We start from the raw sequence: 20,208 nt of genomic DNA on the forward strand, positions 1-20,208 counted from the left end.
GATCGGAGGTCCGCCGGCCCCGTCAAGTCGCCTCGGCGATCCCCTTCTCCGGGTCGGTCTTCCGCGTCAGGTCACGCCCGGATTCCAGGCCGAGGCCGGCCAGGATTTCATAGGCCAGGAAGGCCACGACGAACGCCCACACGCTGGCGGGCTGGAATCGCGCCAGGGGGGCATGGCCGATGCCCCGGCCGATCAGCGGGAGGAGGCCGACGGCCAGCCCGAGCCCCCAGGCGATCAGGCCCGGCGGGTTGATCCCCCGCCTCGGGCCGGGCCAGTTGCCGCCGTGGCGGCGATAGTCGGCGGCCATCGCCCCGGCCACCGGGGCGAACGCCGCGCCCAATGCCCCGAAGACGGCGTCGATCCGGTCGTACCAACCTCCCACGATCAGGAACCAGGCGGCCGAGGCGCCGATGATCGTCCAGGACAGGCGACTGAGCCCCGGGGCGATCGCCTTGAAGCGGTGGCCGAAATCGAACGCGGCATAGCAGGCCGGGGCCAGCGAGGCCAGGCCGAAGATGAGCAGCATGAGGCACGCCAGGCGGCGGTCGAAGCCGCCGGCCAGGACCTCGCGGAACGTGTACGGCGGGACGGCCAGCGGGGCTTCCGAAGGCCGGGCCATCGCGAGGCCCTGTGCCGTCTGCTCTTCGAGGTGCGAGTCCCCCTGCCCAGGGGCCGGTACCGCCGCGATCGGGCGTTCGGACAGGCCGCCGCGATAGCCGGCCACGGACAGCAGGCCCAGGGTGGCGATCAGGACCGGCGCCAGCCCGACGCCGAACCAGCCCCCCATGCGAACGTCCCGGGGCCCCAGGCTGGCGGAGCCCCAATCGGCGGCGGTCACGCCGGCCATCGCTGTGAAGGCGAAGATGGCCTGGATCACCAGCAGGAAGGCCCGCAAGCCGGCTTCCGTCCCGGCCACCGCCTCGCCGGTCAGGCCGTCGAAGCCGATCGGCCGGTAGGTCCCCAACCCGCCCAGCATCGCCAGCATCACCGCTGAGAGGAGGACGGCCGGGAAGATCGGGAAGACCTGCATCAACGCGGCGATCCAGCGGACGAACCAGCCCCCGACCAGCCCCACGGTGATGCACCAGAACAGGGCCGTGGCCAGGAACAGCGGGGATTGGAGCGTCATGCCGCCGACCTGGGTCGGCCGCAGGACGCGCGGGTCGAGGAACTGGCCGAGGGCGAGCCCCTGGAAGGTGAGCTCGACCGCATAACCGGTCGCCACCGCGAACCACACGACCTGCGCGATCCCGCTCAGCAGGCCGGGCACCAGCCTGGCCCCGGAGTTGCCGAATGTCGAGGTGCTGACCACCGCCAGCGGCCGGCCCGTCTGCTGGCCCCACATCGCCGGCACGCGGAACAGGAGCAGATAGCCCAGCGGGCCGGCCGCCAGGGCCCCCAGCAACGACCAGCCCAGGCCGGCCGCGGGGAGGGTGCGCCGGCCGATCTGATCGAAGAACGCGATCCAGAGGAACAGGCCGATGTAGACAGGGGCGAGCCCGGTCTGCCAGGGCTTGGACTCGACCGGCACGACCTCTTTGGGCGGGTGGGACATGATGGCGATCTTCCCGGGAACGACGCGGGCGATCGCCCCATCGGGATGGGGGATCGCCCGCGAGTCGGCGGCTTCGGTCAGGTTACAGGTCGGCCGGGCCCACCGCCCCGCCGGTCATCAACAGGGCTTCTTCCTTCTCGGAGATCAGGATCTGGGGCTTGTAGCCGCCCTTGGTCCGGAAGTAGCCGATCAGGATCAGGTAGCAGACCAGCATGATGCACGGCAGGATCGAGACGACGGCCAGGGCGTTCTTGCGGGCCCCATCCTTGATCTCATTGACGAGCTTCTTCGGCTCGGCCGGCAGGGCATCCACCTTCTTGGTGTCGAGGGCCTTGTACTTGCCGAAGACGCTGAACTTCGGCGTGTTGTCGATCACCTGGGCATGCAGGGCCGGCTCGCGGGCGAGCAGGTCGATGTCGGTCTTGGAGTCCTGGATCGAACCGAGGAAGGGAGCCCCGAGGACGCCGACGGCGAGCATCCCGACACCGCCCAGCGTGTTGAGCGTCAAGGCACCGCCCTTGGGGAACTGCTCGGCGGCCACGCCCAGCATGGTCGGCCAGAAGAACGACTTGCCGAACCCGTACAGGGTGGCCGCGGCCAGGATCGACAGGCCGGACGCCTTGGACAGGCTGAACAGGCCGATGGCGGCGATCGCGGCGCTCACCGACAGCAGGCCCAGCGGCGAGAGCTTGTGGACGATCGGCCCAGCGAAGAACCGGAGGATGAGCATGATCAGCGAGGTGTAGACGAGCACCCAGGCCCCGGAGATCCCCAGCCCTTCCTGCATGGCCGGCTCCATCAGGGAGCTCATCCAGCTATCCGTGCCCAACTCGGTGGTGGCCAGCGGGATCATGATGATCATGAGGAACAGGAACATCGGCTGGCCGGGCGCGAATCCGACGTAGGCCCCGTAGGCGATGGTCAGCACCGCCCAGATCGCGAGTTGGATCATATCAGGCCAGGCGAAGACCGTGCCCAACTGGCGGACGATCAGCCCGACGATGAGCGCGGCGCCGAGCACGCCGACCTCGCGGCACATCGACTTGAACGAGACGCCGGCCGTCACCCGCTCGCTGACCGGGAACTTCCGCCCGAGCATCAGGACGGCATAGCCGACCGCCGGCAGGAACAGCAACGCGACCTTGTATCTCCAGTCGAACGAGCCCATCGACAGCGCGATGAGCCCGCCCAGCACCAGCCCGCCCGGCCAGCCAGCATGGAGCATGTTCAGGTATTTGGTCTTCTCGCGGGGGAACAGGTTCGCCACGACGGGGTTGGCCACGGCCTCGACCGTGCCGTTGCCCAGCGCGACGATGAACGTCCCGGCGTACAGGAGCCAGAACGCCTTCTCGGGATCGCCGCCCGCCAGTTGCGGGGTCATGATCGTGAGGATGGCCGAGCCGACGTGGCAGAGGAAGGCGAAGGCCATCGCCGTGCCGTAGCCGATCTTGTCGATGATCAGGCTGAACAGGACGATGCTGATCGAGAACGGCCAGAGCCCGACGCCGAAAATGTCCCCCTTCTGCGTCTCGTTCAGGTTGAACTGGCGGCCCCAGTCGTCGATGATCTGCGTCCGGACCACGAAGCCGAACGCCGTGGCGACGATCGACATGAAGCAGGCCCAGAACAGGAGCGTATCGTTCCGGCTGGGTGGCTTGACGGCCGCGTCGCCGAAATCTTCCCGGTAATTCGGATCCATCTGAGCCGGTCCCTTTGCCTGGAGAGAAGAAGACGGGGGCCGATCGCATCGGATCGGGCCGTCCAGTCTTAACCGAGCGGTTAGGCCGATGCCAGGGGGCAGCGTCGCAAGTTCTCCGGGCCGACCGGGACCGCCTAAAGGCCCAACTCTCGGGCGATGATGTTGCGCTGGATGTCGTTGGTGCCGGAGTAGATCAGGCTGCCCACGCTGTCGCGGAGGTCGCGCTCGATGCCGGTCTCGGTGACGTAGCCCGACGCCCCGAAGACCTGCACGGCGTCCAGGCTGTTCTGGACGAAGCATTCGGAGACGTGGAGCTTGGCCAGCGCGGCCTCCATGGCGGCGTCCTTTCCCTCGGCCTTCAGCCGCCCGATCGCGCGGACCAGGGGCCGGCAGGTTTCCAATCGGAGCTTCATCGCCACGATCCGGTGGGCGACCGCCTGGAACTTGCCGATCGGCTGGCCGAACTGCTTGCGGGTCCGGGCGTGGTGGATGCAGCGGTCCAGCTGCCTTTGCATTGTCCCCAGGCTGGCGGCCAGGATCGCGCCGCGTTCCCATTCCATCGACTCGTTGAAGATCGAGGCGCCGCGCCCCTCGCGGCCGAGCCGGGCCGAGTCGGGCAGGAAGCAATCCTCGAAGGCCAGTTCCCCCATCGGCACGGTGCGGACGCCGAGCTTGGGGATTTCCCGCACGACGCGGAAGCCGGGGGTGTCGCGCGGGACCAGGAAGGCGGTGATACCCAGCACGCCCCGATCGGGGTCGGTGGCGGCGTAGCAGGCGAACAGGTCGGCCACCGGGCCGCTGGTGACCCAGGTCTTGCGGCCGTTGAGGAGGTAGCCCCCCTCGACCCGCTCGGCGCGGGAGGTCATGGAGAAGATGTCCGACCCGGCCCCCGGCTCGCTGGCCCCGTTGGCCCCGACCAGGGTGCCGTCGCACAGGCCGGGCAGATATCGGCGCTTCTGGTCGTCGGTGCCGTGCCGGAGGATCGGAATCGAGACGGTCCACATCGACGCGTTCATGGCGAAGATCAGGCCATTGTCCGGGCAACCCCGGCCCAGCCCCTCCATCGCGTCGATCGTCTCGGGCAGGCCGAGGCCCCGGCCGCCATAATCGGCGGGGATCGGCAGGCCCTGGATTCCGAACCGGGCGCACCGCCGCCAGCCCTCGCGCCAGAACTCGCGACGCTCGTCGCGGCCGATGATGTCCGCATCCTCGACCAACTCGGCCCGGGCGAACGCGAGCGCGGCGTCGTGCCATCCGTCCCTGGGGGTATCCATCGCCGTCTCCGACCGCTCCTCGTGGCTCGAACTCGCTCCGACCGGAGATCGTATCCCCCCGCCCGGCCCCGGTCCACCCGATCCGCCATCGGGGGATGGACCGTAGGGCTTGCAAGATCCACAATAGAAGGACGGTCCCCTCCCCCCCCGACCCCGACGCCGAGGCGACTCCGATGAACGATCCGGGCCGACGCAAGACGATCTGGAGACGTGCGGCCCGCCCCGCCGCCTACGGCTGGGCCGCGCCCACCACGGCGGTCGGCCTGGTGGTGGGGCGCGCTGACTCTCGCGACCGGCGGCCGGGCCCAGCGCAGGCGAGGGGCGATCGAGTTCCACGGCGGGTTCGCCCGCTGGATGCTGGAACACCGCACGGTCCGAGCCTCGGCGATGACGCTCGGCCACGTCATCCTGGGGCGCGACGTCCGGTGCCTGGACAGTTGCCGCGACCACGAGCAGGCCCACGTCCGCCAGGTCGAACGCTGGGGCATCCTGTTCCTGCCGGCCTACGTCCTGGCGAGCGCCTGGGCCCGGGCCCGGGGGCGGCATTACTATCTCGACAACTGGTTCGAGGTGGACGCCCGCCGGGCCTGCGGCGATCGCTTCTGAGCCGGGGCGCAAGGGGACGCCCGGCCCATCGGGATCCGATGAACCGGGCGGGTTTTGATTCGTCCTCGATCAGCCGCCGAACAGCGATCCGAGCAGCCCAGGCTGCTTGCCGCCGGGGACGACCAGGCGATCGCCGGGGAAGATCTGATAGTTGGTCATGGTGTCCCCGCGCTCCTTGATCCCCTTCCAGTCGATCTTGAGGATCTGATCGGCGCCGGTGTGCGGATGGGGGCGGACCAGGTAGGCCTTCTCGGGCATGCTGTTGGTCCGGAGGCCGGCCGCCAGGATCGCATCCAGGACGTTCTCGTTGCCGACGACCGGGAACCGGCCCTGGGTGGTGACCGACCCGACCACGTAATAGAACTTGCTCTGGCCGCCGTTGATCAGGCGCACCGAGACCTCGATCGGGTCGCGGACCTTGCGGCGTTCGGCCAGGGGTTCCAGGTGCTGGGCGATCTTCATCTCGGCCTGGGCCAGCGTCAGCCCCGCGACGTAGACGTCGCCGACGAAGCCGAGGTCGATCACGCCGTCGGCCTGGACCGTGACGGTCGTGAGCAGGACCTCCAGCGACGACGGCCGGACGGAGACCTCGATCTCGTCGGGCGGCTCGATCACGTAGGGGGGCATCGACACCATCTCCAGCTCCTTGGGCTGGTGGGGGTCGACGATGCCGGGCTGGGGCTCGTGCCTGGCCCTGACCATCCCGCAGCCCGCCATCGCCCAGGCGACGCCGATCAGGGCGACTGCCCCGATCAGGCGGCGTCCGCGGGCCGAAACCATCCGTGAAGTCATCGGCCTGTATCCTCAAGAGCGCCTGGCGGGTGTCATCCTCATTCCCCGGCCCGGGCGGCGGGAGGCCCGATGGCCACCGCGCCCATACCTGGCTTTGATCGGCCGATCCGCATGCGAGCCTTGATCCTAAAAGTCCGATTGACCCGATCCGGCCCTCGGGAGTATCGTCACGCGCCCCGATCCCCGGGGTTTCGCCGCCCGCCACGGAAGGCGGGGCCGAGATCCCGCCCGCGCCCGGGACGGGCCAGCCGGCCGCAACAGGGAGGTTACCGATGGATGAGATCCGCCACGCCGTCCACGCCTACATCCTCGATCACTTCCTGCCCGGCGAGGATCCGGAGGAGCTGACCGACCAGACCCCGCTGATCACCGGCGGGATCCTCGACTCGATCCGCACGCTGAAGCTCGTCGTCTTCCTCGAAGACCGCTTCGGCATCACCGTCGATGCGCACGAGGCCGGCGTCGACAACCTCGACTCGGTCGGCCAGATCGCCGAGCTGATCGCGAGCAAGAAGGCCGCCTGAGCCCACCGCCGCCGCCGATGCCTTTTCGAGACGGCCGAAGAACTGTTTATCTTTCCCTCGCCTCCCTCGGTATCGTGGAGGGCCATCGGCGCCAGGCCGATCCCCCCCCACGAAATCCCGAAGGGCAGCCGCGATGTCCGAGCCAGCCTCCCCCCGTCCCGATCCGTCCCCGTCGACCCCGCGGCGGTCGAATCCAGCCCGAGGCATCCTGATCGCCGTCGCGGCGCTGGGCATCTGCGCCTTCGCGGGCAGGAGCATCTACCAGCAGGCCCGGGAAATCTGGCCATCGCCCCCGCCCGCCGCCCCGCCGGTCCAGGCCCAACGGTCCCTCCTGGCCGACGGCTCCCTGGACCTCGCCGGTTCCAAGTTGCTTCCCGAGCACACCAGCCGGCTCGTGATCGGCAAGGATGGCGGCCATGCGGTCGTGTCGGTCGGCAGGTGCCGCTACAATCCGGCCTCGGATGAATCCCAGGGGCGACAGCTCCTGGAGAACGAGATGTTCCGCCAGGCCGTCCTGATGGCCGCGCGCGACGGCCTGGGCGCGATCGTCCGCGACGAGATCATCGGCGACGAGATTGCCTCGCCCGAGGGGGCCCGGATCCTGGAAATCCATTACCGGTTGCCGTCGTACCGGCGTGCCCACCTGTCGATCCGGGAAGGGGACAAGATCCTCTGGGGCCGAATCTTCACTGTCGGGACCCCGTCCCCGCCCCTGTTGACCCCGCTGGTCACCACGCTCGACGAGCTGGCCCGAGGCCCGTTGAAGGAGGCGTTGGCCAAGATCGGTGTGCCGGCCAAGCGGGCCGCGGCCCGGCCCTCCGGGGCGGCCGCGGAGGCGATCGAGGCCGACCTCGGCCGGATGTCGTTCGCCTCGCAGTTCTCGGCCTTGCGGTCCCTGCATGAAGCCTCGCGGGTCGAGGGGGAATCCCCCGAGCGGCTCGCCGCGCTCGCCCGGGGCTATGCCAACCTCGGCCTCCTGACCACGCACCACTGGAGCCCCACGCACCGGGCCTACGAGGCTCGCTCGCTCCTCTACGCCGAGCGGCTGAATGCCATCCGGCCCGGCGAGCCGCTGTCGCTCTGGACTCGGGGCTATGCCCGTGGCCTCGTCGGCCTGCATCGGTTCGCCCTCGAAGACCTGAAGCTGGCCGAGGAGAAGCGCAAGGCGTTGCCGGAGCCTCGGAGGCCGATCCCGCCCGACTGGGTCGACCTGATCGACCGGCGGGTCCGGTTCGACGTCGAGGGGCTGCTGGCCGCCTGCCAGGACCCGAAGCTCGCGCCGCTCGCCTCGGTCCTCGCGGCCATGACCGTCGAACACTCCCGGGCCCAGGCGCAAACGCTCCGGGTCACGCTCGCCGCCCAGCAGGCCAGCCCCGACAACCTCTGGATCATGGATGCGTCGTCCAACATCGGCAAGCTGGGGCACCTCCACCTCGCCACGGTCCAGGGGATGAACCTGACCAGCCTGGTCGTCCCGCGCGACTTGAAGCGGGTCGCCGGGCTGCCCGACTCGGTCGCGAAGGCCCTCGACGGCTCGGAGGGGGAGGTCGCCGTCCTCAAGGCGATGGCCGAGGCCGGCGCCCCGGGCCGGGACGCGGGCGAACCGTCGTGGTCGGCGCTGGCGAAGATGGGCCGGGAGGCCCGGTTCGCCCCGGTGGCCCGACGGGTCAACTTCATGGTCAGCATGTGGAACGTCCCGGTGGACGAGCTGCTGGAGCAGGTGCGTCCGCTCGTCTCCGACCACACGTTCTGGCCGTTGCTCGAACTCTACGCATCGGACATCCCGCCCCGGGACCGGGCCCAACTCGTCGCGGCCATCCAGGCGATCCCCGCCGAGGAGATCGAGGCGACCGAAACCCTGCTCTATCGCACCCTCCTGCGGGTCAATCAGAAAGTCGGCATGGATTGCTTCCGTGAAATGATGGGACACCCGGACCAGATCGAGCGGGACTACGCCACCGTCGCCACCCAGAGCCGCCCGACCGACGCCCAGAACCACGCCAGGGCGTTGAACTTCATCAGCCCCTACTCCCCCCTGGGGGCCGCCCTGCTGGTGGAATCGTCGGCCAGCTCTCTCGACGAGGATTGGAACGCCGACCCGATGGCCCGGCATGCCCGGCACCCCGAATACCTGGCCGCCCGGGGTGTCCGACTGGCCGCCGAGAAGAAGACCGCCGAGGCGGAGGCGATGCTCCGCACCGCGATCGAACTCTCGCCGGATCGATCCACCTACCGGGCCCTGGCTTCCGCCTTCAAGGAGGCCGGGAAGATGGACGAGTGGCAGGCCACGCTCGACAAGTTCCTGGAAGAAGAAAGCACCGGCCTCGACCACGCTCAGGTCCAGGTCGAGCTGGCCAATCACTTCATGGAGCAGAAAGACTGGGACAAGGCGCTGCCCTATGCCGAGGCCGCCGCAGAGACCTGGGCCGGTTGGGCGATGGCGTGCGCGATCCGTTGCCACGAAGGCCGCAAGGACTGGGAGAAGGCCGAGCTCTGGGCCCGCCGGTTGTCCGAACGCTATGACAACTCGTCGGCCGCCTGGTTCAACTTCTGCTGGCGGAGCGGTCGCGGAGACATCATCGCAGCCGGCGACCTGATGGCCCAGCACGTCCTGGCGGACCCCGACAACGCCGGGCCCGGCGAACTCGACCTTCTGGCCACGTATTTCCTCCTGCTCAAGGAGCCCGGCCGGGCCAGGGATGCCTACGAGACGCTGCTCAAGGGGCTCGGCGACGGCGAGGACGATCGCGCCTACCGGGCCATCACCTCGATCAAGCTCGCCACGCTGGCCGACGAACTCGGTGATGCCCCCGGCCGCGATCGGGCGTTGGAGGTGGCCGTGGAGAACATGGTCGGGAAGGCGCCCCTATTCACCGCGATCACCCGGTCAATCCAGGCGGGCCTCCAGGCCCCGGCCGGCACGCCGCTCGACCTCACGGCGATCGACCAGGCCCTGGACGAAATGGCCGTGGATGATTCCGGCCTCGTGGCGCGGGCCAACATCAGCTTCGCCGTCGGCCGCTTCGCCGAGATGCACGGGCGCAAGCAGGAGGCGCTCAAGTACTTCGGCTACTGCACGCAACCCTCCACACCGAACCGCCCGCTCGCCCTGGCCGCGTTGCGGGATCGGGGCGTGAAGGTCGGGCCCGACGGGGAACTTTGACGCCACGGGCCGGGGGCGGGATCAGATCCCGCCTTCGGACAGTTCCCGATCGATCCCGTCGCCGGCGCGGAGCAGCCCGACCAGCTCCGCCGTCAGCGTGCCGGAGTTGTCCATGCGCGGGACCTTGTGCTGGCCGCCGAGCTTGCCGCGGGACCGCATCCAGTCGTCGAAGCCCCCCGGCCGGGCCACCGTGAGCGCCGGCAACGGCAGGCCGATCCCCTCGGCGCGGTGGGCGAGATAGTCGGCATTGCGCCGGGAGAGGTCGGCGTCGAGCAACCGGCGGAACTCGGCCAGATCGTCGGGCGGCCGGAGGAACTCGACGACGAAGTGGTGATGGCCCAGGGCCCCCCGAAAGACCGGGCCGACGTGCCACTCGCGGACCGCCGCCCCGGTCGCCGCGGCGGCCTCGGCGATCGCCCCCTCGACCTCCTCGCTGATCAGGTGCTCGCCGAACGCCGACAGGGTGTAGCGGGTCCGCCCGGTGAAGGTCAGGAGCGGCGGCCGGGTCGACTCGAACCGGATCGTGTCCCCGATGATGTGCCCCCACATCCCGGCGCAGGTGGAGACCACGATGGCGTAGTTGACGCCCACCTGGACGTTGCCCAGCCAGTGCCGCGTGGGCCGGGGCGAATCCAGCTCGTCGACCGGCACGAACTCGTAGAACAGGCCGTGGTCATACATCAGGCGGAGGAGGCCCGAGTCGGGGTCGCCGAAGGCGATGAACCCTTCGGAGCAGGGATACGTCTCCTGGAGCCGGATTTTCGGGCTGCCCAGGATCTCGTCGAACGACTTCCGATAGGGGTCGAACTTGACCCCGCCGTGGACGACCACCTCCAGGGCCGGCCAGACCTCCGCGACGGTCGACTTCCCGGTCCGTTCCAGGACGCGGCCGAACAGGGCCAGCAGCCAGCTCGGGACGCCGCCGATCAGGGTGATCGGCTCGCCGATGCTCCGCTCGGCCAGCGCCGCGAGCTTGCGGTCCCAGTCGGATTCCAGAGCCAGTTCGAGCGGCGGGTACGAATACGGGCGGAGCCAGTCGCCGGCCTCCGCCGCGGCGATCCCGCTGAGGTCCCCCTGGCGGATGCCGGGCGCGGGGGTTTCCAGGTCGGTCGAACCGCCCAGGAGGAACAGCTTGCCCCGGAACAGCCGGGAGTCCGGCCGGGCGGCGAGATGGTAGGCCACCATCGTCTTGGCCGCCCGGCGATTGGAGGCCACCATCTCCCACGAGACCGGGATGTACTTGGTCGCCCCCTGGGTCGTCCCGCTGGTCAGCGCCAGGTATGGGATCCGGCCCGGCCAGGTCAGGTTATCGAACCGGGGGTAGCCGTCGCGGAGGTAGTCGGCCCAGAGCGTTTCATAGGTCCGCAGCGGGACGCGGGCCTGGAACTCGGCGACGTTGCGGATCGAGTCGAAGCCGTGATCCCGGCCGAACCGGGTGCCGCGGGCGGTCCGGACGAGCCGGGCCAGGGCCTTCTCCTGGACGGCGACCGGGTCGGCAAACCCCAGCCCCCGGGTCCGGCGTCGGGCATAGGCGTGGAAGCCGTGATTGACGGCCATCCGCACCAGGGCGGCCCCGGTCACCAGTCCCAGGGGGGAAATCGCTCCCATCAGTCCACGCCCTTCGGCCGCCGGCAATAATAGGCACCGGCCGGAGGGAAGTTGCGGGGCTCGAAGACGAACCGCACTTCCTCGAAATACCGGCGATAGAGCCCCTGATAGACCAGGGCCAGCTCGGTGATCTGGTTGTACGTCCCCTCCGGGGCGAGCACCCGGCCGACCACGCGGAACAGGTCCCGCTGGAGATCGGCGGGGAATGATGGCACCGGCAGGCCGGAGATCACGTGATCGACCCGGTCGATCCCCCGTTCGGCGAGCATGGCCGCCAGGTCGCGCACGTCGCCTTCGATCACCTCGAAGTCGGCCCGGTCGGCGAACCGTTCGCGGAGCAGACGGGCGAAGTCGGGGTCGCGCTCCAGGACCAGGACCTTGCAGCCGGGCCGGGCCTTCGCGGCGATCGCGCGGGTGATCGGCCCGGTCCCGGCGCCGAGTTCGACGATCACCTTGGCCCGGTCCCAGTCGACGTTGCCGACCGTGGCCCGCGAGAGCCATCGGCTGCTCGGGGCCAGGCTGGCGATCTTGGTCCCGTGGCGGAGGAACTTGCCGCAGAACAGGAGGAGGTCATTCATCGTCGGCTCGCCGTTCGGGTCAGGGACGATGGAGGCCGAACGCGATCCGGACCGGGTGGGCGTCCTTCTGGTGCAGTCGGGCCGGGTCGAGCATCGGCGGGATCTGCCGGAGCCGATCGCGGAGGAAGTGCGTGACCAGCTTGTTGACCAGCCGCGACTTCTCGATCTGCGGGGCGTGGCCGCACTTGGGGATCACCACCTGGCGGGCCTTGAGCATCCGGTCCGCCGCGCCGATCGAGCCGGGCACGTCGGAGATCACCCGATCGTCGGCGCCCCAGATCAGCAAGGTCGGGTGCGGGACCTGATCGAGCAGCCCCGCCACCGAATGGCCGACCGTGCCCCGGAGCGTGCGGAGGACCCCCTTCTTCCACCGCCGGCTCTGGAACTTCGCCTCGATCGCCCCGACCAGCGAGTGGGTGGCGAAGTGCGAGCGGTGGAACACCGACTTGACCAGCGAGTCGTACTGGCTGCGGCGGACCCCTTCCATCATCGGCAGGTGCTCGTCGCCGCAGAAACCGGACGGGCAGAGGAGCACCAGCTTCGAAACCAGCTTCGGGTGGCGTGCGGCCAGGGTCACGCAGATCTGGCCGCCCAGGCTCGACCCGACGAGATGATACGGCGGCCTCTGGACGAACTCGTCGAGGTAGGTCGCCAGGCGATCGGCCAGGTAGTCGACCGTCACCTCGCCGCCGGCGTCGATGTGGCGATGGAGCGAGTCGCCGTCGTAGACCAGGATCTCCGGCACCTTGACGTCGAAGTGCCGGCCCCAGGCCCGCCGGTTGGCGAACCAGCTCTCCGACTGCTCGGCGAGCCCGTTGACCAGGATGAGGGGCGCGGGCCTCTTGTAGGCGTGGATGCGATTGATGTCGAACAGGTCGCGCACTTTGGGATTCATCGTGGCCAGGACTCCCGGTGCCCGAGATCACCCCGAGGCGTTGCGACCGGGGAGGCTTCCGGCCGCGGCCGGGGCGGAAGGCCCGCGCGACCGTCTCGGCCTGCCCGTCGTCGCCCGCCTCGCCGGGGGACTACCAGGATAGCACCCGCCCCGCCTCGATCCAACCGAATGTCCCCGGGTTCATCCGAACTTCATCGGAGTCGCGGCAGGGCTTCGCGCGACTTGACGGTCGGCCTCGCGGCGTCCAAGATGGTCGGGGATCGTCCGTTTCGTCTCGGGTTCGGGGTCTTCTTCCATGCGAGTTTTCGTCACCGGCGGGACCGGGATGATCGGCCGCCACCTGGTGGCGAAGTTGAAGGATCGGGGCGATCAGCCGGTGATCCTGACCCGCCGATCCGACGAGGCCCGACGCGACCCCGACTGGCGCGGGCTCACGGTCATCCCGGGCGACCCGGGGCAGGCCGGGCCCTGGCAGCGCGAGGTCGACGGCTGCGACGCGGTGGTCAACCTGGCGGGGCAGCCCGTCTTCGGCGGACGCTGGGACGCCGGGCGCAAGGCCCAGATCCGCGACAGCCGGGTCCACGCGGCCGACCACATCGTCGAGGCGCTGGCCCGGGCCAGCAGCCGCCCCTCGGCGTTCATCCAGGGCTCGGCGATCGGATATTACGGGATGGCCCCGGGCGACGACCCGTCCACCGAGGAGAGCCCGTCCGGGACCGACTTCCTGGCGGTCGTCTGCCGGGAGTTGGAGGATGCCGCCCGGCCCGCCGAGGCGCTCGGCGTCCGCCTGGCGACGATCCGCACCGGGATCGTCCTGGAGAAGGGGCAAGGTTCGCTCAAGGTGATGACCCCCATCTTCCGCTGGCTCCCGGGCGGGGCCGCGCCGGTCGGCGGGGGCGAAGGCGGTCTGCTCGGGCTCGGCAAGGGCCAGCAGTGGATGAGCTGGATCCACATCGAGGACATCGTCGGCCTGTTCCTGCTCGCCCTCGACGGCCCGGAAGTTCTCGGGCCGATCAACGGCACGGCGCCGAACCCGGTCCGCAACGTCGACTTCTCGAAGGCCCTGGCGAAGGCCCTGCACCGGCCGTTCCTCAAGTATGGCCCGCCCGACGCCGCGCTGCGGCTCCTGTTCGGGGAGGTGGCCGACGTGATCGTCAAGGGACGCAAGGTGGTGCCGGCCCGGGCCGGATCGCTGGGCTATCGGTTCCGGTTCCCCGAACTGGCCGGGGCCCTGGACGACATCTTCGCGCGGCGCAAGCCGGGGCGGACGGCCACGCCGCGGCCGGCCGTCGCCGGGGCGGGGCACTGACATGGCCAACCTGTCGCGCGACCACAACGACCCGTCCAGCATCCGCCGCCGATTCGGGCTCGGGGCCGACGCGCCGCTGCTGGACTTCTCTTCCAACCTCAACCCGCTCGGCCCGCCCACGGCGGCGCTCGAAGCGGCCCGCGCCGCCGTGGATCGGGTCGGGATCCGGGCCGATCGCGACTGCCCCCGGCTCGTCGATCGGATCGCCGAGGAGCATGGCGTCCCCGCCGACCGGGTGATCGTGGGGGCCGGGGCGTCCGAACTGATCGGGCTGATCGGCCAGTCGCTCCGCGAGGTCCTCGCCCTTCATGCCCAGTCCCTGGGCGATCCCGGCCGGGCGCTGTCGCACCAGGTCGACCCGACCGACGCGGCCTATCGCCGGGTGGCGAGGCTCAACGAAATGCGGGCGCAGGTCTGGGGGACGCACGTCCTGGGCTGGGCCCAGGATGTGCTGCCGCGCGGGGCCGCCGGGATCTTCTGGACCGGGCATCCCAACAACCCGACCGGCCGGGCCTGGGATCGCGCGACCCTGGAAGCGTTTGTGGCCGAGTCGCTGGCCCTGCTCACGGTCGTGGACGAGACCTCGCTCCCGTTCCTGGCCGATGCCGCGGACCGGACCCTGATCCCGGTCGCCGCGGAGCGGGAAAACGTCATGGTCCTCCGGTCGTTCACCAGGGCCTTCGCCCTGCCCGGCCTCCGGGTCGGGTATGCGATCGCCCCGCCCGACATGGTGACGCGGCTCCGCCAGTACCAGGAAGCCTGGACCGTCTCCGCCCCGGCCGAGGCCGCCGCGCTGGCGGCGCTCGACGATCGGGCCTACCAGGAGCGGACCGTCGAACTGGTGGGCCGCGAGGCCGAGCGGCTCGCCGATCGGCTCTGGGACATCCCCGGGCTGCGCCCCGCCTGGCCGGACCGGATCCGCCCGGATCGGGCCCCGGGCCTGGCCAACTTCCTGCTCGTCAGCCTGGCCCAGACCGACTGGACCTCGATCCAGCTCCAGGAAGCCCTCGCCCGCCGCGGCCTGCTGGTCCGCGAATGCTCCGACTTCCCCGGCCTCGAAGTCGGCGCCTTGCTGACCGGGCCGGACCAGCTCGTGGCCACCCAGGGTCACCTGCGGATCGGCGTCCGGATGCCCGACGACAACGGCCGGCTGGCGGACGCCCTGGCCGAACTCCTCGCCTCGGGGCCCCCCATCGGTTGAAGCCTGAGATCAGCCGTTCAAGAGCATCCCGACGCCCAAGCCCAGACCGAAGCAGGCGATGGCACCGCCCAGCAAGGTCGCCAGCGCGAGCCCGGGGCGGTCCTCGGCCATCGCGGCGAGCGGGGCGAACCAGCCGGGGTAATTGGGGCGGACCACGACCGGTTCCGGCGGTGCCGGGGCATCGGCGGGAGGCGGCGGGGGCGGCGTCGGGGCCTCGGCCGGCTTCGACCGGGTCGAGGGCGACTTTCGGGGCCGGATCAAGGCCTGGAGGGCTTCGGCGGCGGCGCCGGCGGTCTGGAATCGCTCGGCCGGCTTGTTCGCCAGCATCTTGTCGAGCACCGCGACCACCGAGGCCGGCAGGTCGGGGCGGACCTCGGTGATCGGGACGTGCGAGCCGCTGATCCGGTTGCCAAGACGCTCGATCGGCGTCTTGCCGGGGAAGGCCTGGCGGCCCGAGAGCATGTGATAGAGGGTGCAGCCCAGGCTGAAGATGTCGCTCCGACCGTCCACGTCGCGCCCGCAGGCCTGCTCGGGCGACATGTAGTCGACGGTCCCCACGGTCATACCGTCGGCGGTGGCGAAGGTGGCCTGCGAGTCCGCCTCCATCAGGACGCCCAGCCCCAGGTCGAGCACCTTGACCTGCTTCTCGTCGTTGACCAGCAGGTTCGATGGCTTGACGTCGCGATGCACGATCCCCTGCGTGTGGGCATGGTCCAGCCCCAGGGCGGCCTGGGCCGCGAAGCTCACGGCATCGACGGGCGTGAGCGTCCCCTCCTTGAGCTTCTGCCCCAGGCTCAGGCCGGTGGCGTACTCCATCACGATATAGAGGATGCCGTTGGACTGATCGGCATCGTAAGCGCGGACGACGTTGGGATGGTCGAGCCGGCCCACCAGCTTCATCTCGCGCTGGAACCGCGCGATGGCACGGTCATTCGTGACGATCTCCGGCGCGATCACCTTGAGAGCCACGACGCGGCCCATGAGCTGGTGATGGGCCTTGTAGACCCGGCCCATCGACCCCGATCCGAGCCGGTCGAGGATGGCGTACCGGCCCACGAGGAGGCCGTGCGACTTGCCCTGGAGGAACCGGCGGAGCTGATAATCGGTCAGGATCCCTTCGCGGACCAACCGGGCGCCGAGTTCCTTGGATTCCGAGGGATATTCGCCCGAGGCGATGCGGGCCCGGATGTCGACGAGCTGGCGGTCGGTCAGGACCCCGGAGTTGCGGATGATCGTGGGCAGGTCGGCGGGCACGGACTCGACCGGGTTCGGCTTGTCGGAAGTCGCCACGGCATTCCCCCAGGCTCATTCATGGATGGCGATTCCGGCCGCGATCCCCGGTCGACTGCCATCGTCGACCTCGGATTCTCTCCCTGGGCGCCCATGATACGCCATCGGGCCCGACCGATTCACGCCCAATCCGAAAACGATGGCGACCCATCGTCCCGACCCGGGCGGGTGCGGGGCGATGGGCCGCCCGCCCGGTCAGGCCGTGGTGTCGATCACCGTGGCCGGCCGGACGACTTCGGGTTGCGTCGGCCCCTGGTTCTGGCGGCGGAGGAGGTCCAGGATCAGGGTCAGGATGGCCGAGGCGAGCCCCGCCACGGCCGGGTTGGGGAAGACCACGCTGGCATGGTCGACGACCAGTTGGAGGCCGCCGATCGCGAACGTCAGGATCGCGCCGGAGCCGACGGCGGAGACGATCGCGCGGAACAACTCCTCGGGGACAATCAGCCCCTTGCGGGACCCATCGACCTTGGCGAAAAACGAGAGAAATGTCTTCAAGGCTTTCATGCGGGAGTCTTTCGGAAATCTAGGGCGATCGGTCGCGGACCCCGCCCGCCGCGACGCGCGGCGGGGTCAGGGGATCCGGCGGTACGGGTTGGGGACGCCGCCGCGGTTGCGAGCCTCGACCCAGCCCCGGAGGAAGGACGGGTCGGGGTGCTCCCAGGTCTGGCCCCAGGCATCGGCGAGCCGATGCATGGCGGGCGGTGCCGGGGCCGGCGGCGCGGGCGTCGGCTTGACTTCGGGGGCCGGGGCGGCGGGGCCCTCGGGCGGGCCCGACGGGGTATCATCGGCCTCATCCGACCCCGATGGGTCGGCGCCGGGACGGTCGGGGACGATGATCGGTGCCGGTGCGGGGGCCGGTGCGGGCGGTTCGTCGAGGAAACCGGCATAGGTCCAGGGGCCGAGCAATGCCGATGCGATGAACGGGATCAAGGCGAGCCTCCTCAGGCGAAGCCGGCATAGGTCCAGCGTTGGGGGATGGCCTGGCTGGGGTAACCATCGAAGTTCGAAAGGGCCCAGGAGTCGCGAGCCCCGAGCATCGAGGCGACGACGTGGCGGTCGGCCCAGAAGGTGTTGGACGGCTGGTCGAGGGCGAGCGGGCCGCTGGGGACGTTCGGCCCCCACGACTGGAAGATGCAGGCCCCCGGGCGCCGGCCGGCCCGGACCCCGACGATCAGCATGCAGTGGGCCCAGGTCCCGCGCGGCGAGCAGAAGCCGTCGGCGTCCCGCTGGAGCGTGAAGCCCTGGTTGGAGCAGACGGGGACCGGGTAGCCGTTGGCCAGCGCGTCCTCCAACTCCTCGTAGGTCTGGACCAGCGCGACGGCCTTGACCTGGTGCTCCGGGGCCTTGGACCTGATCGCCGCGGGGACGCCCCGCGCCCCCCAGTCCTTGGCCCTCTTGCCGTCGTAGGGCCCGACCACGGCGCGGCCCACGGTGCCGATGGTGCTGACGGCCCGGGCCGCCCACGCCCCGACGGCCCCGTCCGAGTACGAGCCGCGCTGACCGCCGATGTCGACCCGCGCCATGCCGTAGACCGCCTCGGTCGCGGTCGGCTCGAAGCGTTCGGCCCGCCGGCCCAGGGCGATCTGGACGGCGGCCAGCAGGTCGATCCCGTGGCCGAATCCGTGGCTCACGCAGTCGCCGATCGTCTGCGCCGGGTAGTCGATGTAGGCGTCCCGATTGACCTCCTTGAACGCCTTGTACAGCAGGATGTCCCGCTCGGACCCCGACCCGCTCAGGTGCGGGGCCGCCTGCTTGAACAGGGGCCGGCGCATGGTGGAAAGCTGGCGGTCGACCTCGTCCGGCGCGGGGATCCAGCCGCAGAGGTTGGCGATGGGCATCATCGGCCTCCCTTCAGGCCGCGGGCGAAGCCTCGCCACAGGCGGGCGACGTCGGCCCGGGCGGTGGCATCCCGGGGCTCCTCCCCTTCGGGCAGGACCCGCGCGAACGCGGGCGCCACCTTCTCGGTGAAGGTCTTGACCCGGGCCGCCTTGAACGCGGACTGGAGGGTGGCCTGGGCCTCGCCCATGCTCTTGCCCCCTTCGATGGCCGAGGCCGCCGCCTCCCAGCCATCGGCCAGGGCCGGGGCCAGGGTCGGGGCGTAGTCCCGCCCCAGGGCGGCGCCGTCGACGGCCGCCGGCAAGGCCGGGGCGGCGTGACGGTCCTTGATGAAGTGGTCGTAGCCGACGATCCCGATCAGGACGACGATCAGGATCGAGTTCATGGAGTCGCGGACGATCTGACGCATGGTCGCTCCCCCGATCAGGATCCGATCCCGGAGATGGCCATGCGGGGGGCGCCGGTCGCCCACCCCGTCGGGAACGCCTGGGAGCCCGGGCCCATCCGCCCGGGCGCGAGGTGATGGACGGCGGGCCCGTTCGGGCCGGAGGCCGCGGCCTTCGTGTTGAAGCCGGACATTACGCGGAAAAGCGCCACGAATATTCCCCTTAAGCAGCGGTCCAAATGGTGTCGTTCAATGGGTCTCGATCTCCGCCCGGCGGGCCCGAGCCACGATTCGCCCGCCGTTCGTCGGATACATTCAAGATTTCGGGGGGGGCTTAAACACACTTTTTCGCCGGATCGCTCATTTTGCTCGAAATAGGGTCCTGGACATGGCCCGTCGAGATGACTAGGATCTCGGGTTCGCCGCGCGACGACCCTCGATCCGACCGGGCGGAGGCATGCCAGCCGTGAGGACGGACGGCCGCCCCGCCGCCCTGGGCGAGGCGCCGGCGACCAGGGGATGCCTCGATGACGTCGACTTCGGCCGCCGATCAACCGATGGGACCGGCCCCGGGCCGCGAGGGGCGGGATTTCTTCATCGGCATCGACAGCGACGGGTGCGTCTTCGACACGATGGGCGTGAAGCACAAGGAATGCTTCATCCCCGAGTTCATCGAGCACTTCGGCCTCCATCCGGTCGCCGACCACGCCCGCGAGGCGGCCGAGTTCGCCAACCTGCTCTCCAAGTGGCGCGGGATCAACCGATTCCACGGCTACCTGATGGTCCTGGAACTCCTCGCCGAGCATCCCGGCGTCGCCGGCTCCGGCTTCGAGGTCCCGAAGGCCGAAGGGTTGAAGGCCTGGCTCGAACGCGAGCGGAAGCCGGGCAATCCCACGCTGGCCGCCGAGGTGGCCCGCACCGGCGACCCCGACCTGGCCCTCACCCTGCGGTGGAGCGAGGCGGTCAACCGCTCGATCGAGCGGACCGTCCGCGACGTCCCCCCCTTCCCCCTGGTCCGCGAGTGCCTGGGGCGGATGGCCGGGCGGGCCGAGGTCGTCGTGATCTCGTCGACCCCCGGCGAGGCGCTCGACCGGGAGTGGGAGCAGCACGACCTCCGCAAGTATGTCGCCAGGATCGCCGGCCAGGAGCAGGGGGCCAAGGTCGAGGTGCTGGCCGCCGCGTCCCGCGGCTTCGACCGGTCGAAGGTCCTGATGATGGGCGACGCCCCCGGCGACCATCAGGCCGCCCTCAAGAACGGGGCCCTGTTCTACCCGATCGAGCCGGGCCATGAGGCCGAGTCGTGGCGACGCCTGCACGACGAGGCCCTGCCCCGGTTCTTCGACGGCACCTATGCCGGGGCCTACATGGACGAGCAGGTCCGGCGGTTCGAGGCCGGCCTGCCCGACACACCCCCCTGGAAGCGATCGTGAGGGGCCGCCCGATCACCTCGGTCCCGCGTGTCCCCTGTCTCCCCCCTCTTCGAATGGAATGAT

At 70.2% G+C, this 20,208-nt stretch carries 18 protein-coding genes; 6 read left to right on the forward strand and 12 right to left on the reverse strand.

The genetic code is table 11. The annotated features are described in order from the left end of the window. Positions 1-22: 22 nt before the first annotated feature. The 3 genes from TA3x_RS04495 to TA3x_RS04505 form a co-directional block, all read right to left on the reverse strand. Positions 23-1,555: a purine-cytosine permease-like transporter gene (locus TA3x_RS04495; RefSeq protein ID WP_435018909.1), complete on the reverse strand. Its 1,533-nt coding sequence runs from the start codon at positions 1,553-1,555 to the stop codon at positions 23-25. A gap of 82 nt (positions 1,556-1,637) precedes the next feature. Further along, entirely contained in the window at positions 1,638-3,254 is a 1,617-nt protein-coding gene (locus TA3x_RS04500; RefSeq protein ID WP_435018910.1) for an MFS transporter, read from the reverse strand. A 134-nt stretch (positions 3,255-3,388) separates the two neighbouring features. Continuing rightward, on the reverse strand, positions 3,389-4,528 hold the full coding sequence (locus TA3x_RS04505; RefSeq protein WP_435018911.1) for an acyl-CoA dehydrogenase family protein: 1,140 nt from the start codon (positions 4,526-4,528) through the stop codon (positions 3,389-3,391). Positions 4,529-4,738: 210 nt separating this feature from the next. Between TA3x_RS04505 and TA3x_RS04510 the strand changes: the two genes are divergently transcribed. Beyond that, positions 4,739-5,134, forward strand: coding sequence for a hypothetical protein (locus tag TA3x_RS04510; RefSeq protein WP_435018912.1), 396 nt, complete (start codon positions 4,739-4,741; stop codon positions 5,132-5,134). A gap of 69 nt (positions 5,135-5,203) precedes the next feature. On the opposite strand, the gene TA3x_RS04515 is transcribed toward TA3x_RS04510, so the two are convergent. Beyond that, entirely contained in the window at positions 5,204-5,926 is a 723-nt protein-coding gene (locus TA3x_RS04515; RefSeq protein WP_435018913.1) for a polysaccharide biosynthesis/export family protein, read from the reverse strand. Between the two features lie 272 nt (positions 5,927-6,198). Here TA3x_RS04515 and TA3x_RS04520 point away from each other — a divergent pair, with 272 nt between their 5' ends. Both TA3x_RS04520 and TA3x_RS04525 read left to right on the forward strand, forming a co-directional pair. Next, the gene (locus TA3x_RS04520) at positions 6,199-6,450 is read left to right on the forward strand and encodes an acyl carrier protein (RefSeq protein ID WP_435018914.1); all 252 of its coding nucleotides are present in this window, start codon (positions 6,199-6,201) and stop codon (positions 6,448-6,450) included. Between the two features lie 133 nt (positions 6,451-6,583). Further along, positions 6,584-9,613, forward strand: a complete 3,030-nt coding sequence (locus TA3x_RS04525) for a tetratricopeptide repeat protein (RefSeq protein WP_435018915.1) — start codon at positions 6,584-6,586, stop codon at positions 9,611-9,613. Positions 9,614-9,634: 21 nt separating this feature from the next. Here TA3x_RS04525 and TA3x_RS04530 read toward each other — a convergent pair whose 3' ends face one another. Genes TA3x_RS04530 through TA3x_RS04540 form a run of 3 tightly spaced genes read right to left on the reverse strand, consistent with a single transcriptional unit; the run spans position 9,635 to position 12,694 of the window. Then, complete coding sequence (locus tag TA3x_RS04530; protein ID WP_435018916.1) at positions 9,635-11,221, reverse strand: GH3 family domain-containing protein; 1,587 nt, start codon at positions 11,219-11,221, stop codon at positions 9,635-9,637. Then, the gene (gene olsG / locus TA3x_RS04535) at positions 11,221-11,799 is read right to left on the reverse strand and encodes an ornithine lipid N-methyltransferase (RefSeq protein ID WP_435018917.1); all 579 of its coding nucleotides are present in this window, start codon (positions 11,797-11,799) and stop codon (positions 11,221-11,223) included. Before olsG ends, TA3x_RS04530 begins: the two co-directional genes overlap by 1 nt. 19 nt (positions 11,800-11,818) lie before the next feature. Beyond that, positions 11,819-12,694 carry an alpha/beta fold hydrolase gene (locus tag TA3x_RS04540; RefSeq protein ID WP_435018918.1) on the reverse strand — a complete coding sequence of 292 codons (876 nt, stop codon included), beginning with the start codon at positions 12,692-12,694 and terminating at the stop codon, positions 11,819-11,821. 295 nt (positions 12,695-12,989) lie between these two features. On the opposite strand from TA3x_RS04540, the gene TA3x_RS04545 reads away from it, so the two are divergent. Together TA3x_RS04545 and TA3x_RS04550 are read left to right on the forward strand one after the other, a co-directional pair. After that, a complete protein-coding gene (locus tag TA3x_RS04545) occupies positions 12,990-14,003 on the forward strand; it encodes a TIGR01777 family oxidoreductase (protein WP_435018919.1) in 1,014 nt (337 codons plus the stop codon). 1 nt (position 14,004) lies between these two features. Beyond that, positions 14,005-15,204 carry a pyridoxal phosphate-dependent aminotransferase gene (locus TA3x_RS04550; protein ID WP_435018920.1) on the forward strand — a complete coding sequence of 400 codons (1,200 nt, stop codon included), beginning with the start codon at positions 14,005-14,007 and terminating at the stop codon, positions 15,202-15,204. Positions 15,205-15,213: 9 nt separating this feature from the next. Here the strand turns inward: TA3x_RS04550 and TA3x_RS04555 are convergent, their stop codons facing one another. The 5 genes from TA3x_RS04555 to TA3x_RS04575 all read right to left on the reverse strand — a co-directional run bounded on the left by TA3x_RS04555 (position 15,214) and on the right by TA3x_RS04575 (position 18,739). After that, complete coding sequence (locus TA3x_RS04555) at positions 15,214-16,494, reverse strand: serine/threonine-protein kinase (RefSeq protein WP_435018921.1); 1,281 nt, start codon at positions 16,492-16,494, stop codon at positions 15,214-15,216. Positions 16,495-16,689: 195 nt separating this feature from the next. Further along, on the reverse strand, positions 16,690-16,998 hold the full coding sequence (locus TA3x_RS04560) for a hypothetical protein (protein WP_435018922.1): 309 nt from the start codon (positions 16,996-16,998) through the stop codon (positions 16,690-16,692). A 66-nt stretch (positions 16,999-17,064) separates the two neighbouring features. Further along, positions 17,065-17,424 carry a hypothetical protein gene (locus TA3x_RS04565; protein ID WP_435018923.1) on the reverse strand — a complete coding sequence of 120 codons (360 nt, stop codon included), beginning with the start codon at positions 17,422-17,424 and terminating at the stop codon, positions 17,065-17,067. An 11-nt stretch (positions 17,425-17,435) separates the two neighbouring features. After that, the gene (locus TA3x_RS04570) at positions 17,436-18,335 is read right to left on the reverse strand and encodes a hypothetical protein (RefSeq protein ID WP_435018924.1); all 900 of its coding nucleotides are present in this window, start codon (positions 18,333-18,335) and stop codon (positions 17,436-17,438) included. Further along, positions 18,332-18,739 (reverse strand): hypothetical protein, encoded by a 408-nt coding sequence (locus TA3x_RS04575; protein WP_435018925.1) that lies wholly within the window; start codon positions 18,737-18,739, stop codon positions 18,332-18,334. The genes TA3x_RS04570 and TA3x_RS04575 overlap by 4 nt, the downstream gene beginning before the upstream one ends. Positions 18,740-19,242: 503 nt before the next feature. Here TA3x_RS04575 and TA3x_RS04580 point away from each other — a divergent pair. Further along, positions 19,243-20,145, forward strand: coding sequence for an HAD family hydrolase (locus TA3x_RS04580; RefSeq protein ID WP_435018926.1), 903 nt, complete (start codon positions 19,243-19,245; stop codon positions 20,143-20,145). Positions 20,146-20,208 lie beyond the last annotated feature (63 nt).

It is taken from the genome of Tundrisphaera macrotermitis (assembly GCF_051175315.1).
In the GTDB taxonomy this organism is placed as follows: Bacteria; Planctomycetota; Planctomycetia; order Isosphaerales; family Isosphaeraceae; genus Tundrisphaera.

Coding starts and splice junctions, on each gene's coding strand:
- TA3x_RS04495 (WP_435018909.1), bottom strand. CDS start 1,555: ATGTCCCACCCGCCCAAAGAGGTCGTGCCGGTCGAGTCCAAGCCCTGG.
- TA3x_RS04500 (WP_435018910.1), bottom strand. CDS start 3,254: ATGGATCCGAATTACCGGGAAGATTTCGGCGACGCGGCCGTCAAGCCA.
- TA3x_RS04505 (WP_435018911.1), bottom strand. CDS start 4,528: ATGGATACCCCCAGGGACGGATGGCACGACGCCGCGCTCGCGTTCGCC.
- TA3x_RS04515 (WP_435018913.1), bottom strand. CDS start 5,926: ATGACTTCACGGATGGTTTCGGCCCGCGGACGCCGCCTGATCGGGGCA.
- TA3x_RS04520 (WP_435018914.1), top strand. CDS start 6,199: ATGGATGAGATCCGCCACGCCGTCCACGCCTACATCCTCGATCACTTC.
- TA3x_RS04525 (WP_435018915.1), top strand. CDS start 6,584: ATGTCCGAGCCAGCCTCCCCCCGTCCCGATCCGTCCCCGTCGACCCCG.
- TA3x_RS04530 (WP_435018916.1), bottom strand. CDS start 11,221: ATGGGAGCGATTTCCCCCCTGGGACTGGTGACCGGGGCCGCCCTGGTG.
- olsG (WP_435018917.1), bottom strand. CDS start 11,799: ATGAATGACCTCCTCCTGTTCTGCGGCAAGTTCCTCCGCCACGGGACC.
- TA3x_RS04540 (WP_435018918.1), bottom strand. CDS start 12,694: ATGAATCCCAAAGTGCGCGACCTGTTCGACATCAATCGCATCCACGCC.
- TA3x_RS04545 (WP_435018919.1), top strand. CDS start 12,990: ATGCGAGTTTTCGTCACCGGCGGGACCGGGATGATCGGCCGCCACCTG.
- TA3x_RS04550 (WP_435018920.1), top strand. CDS start 14,005: ATGGCCAACCTGTCGCGCGACCACAACGACCCGTCCAGCATCCGCCGC.
- TA3x_RS04560 (WP_435018922.1), bottom strand. CDS start 16,998: ATGAAAGCCTTGAAGACATTTCTCTCGTTTTTCGCCAAGGTCGATGGG.
- TA3x_RS04570 (WP_435018924.1), bottom strand. CDS start 18,335: ATGATGCCCATCGCCAACCTCTGCGGCTGGATCCCCGCGCCGGACGAG.
- TA3x_RS04575 (WP_435018925.1), bottom strand. CDS start 18,739: ATGCGTCAGATCGTCCGCGACTCCATGAACTCGATCCTGATCGTCGTC.
- TA3x_RS04580 (WP_435018926.1), top strand. CDS start 19,243: ATGACGTCGACTTCGGCCGCCGATCAACCGATGGGACCGGCCCCGGGC.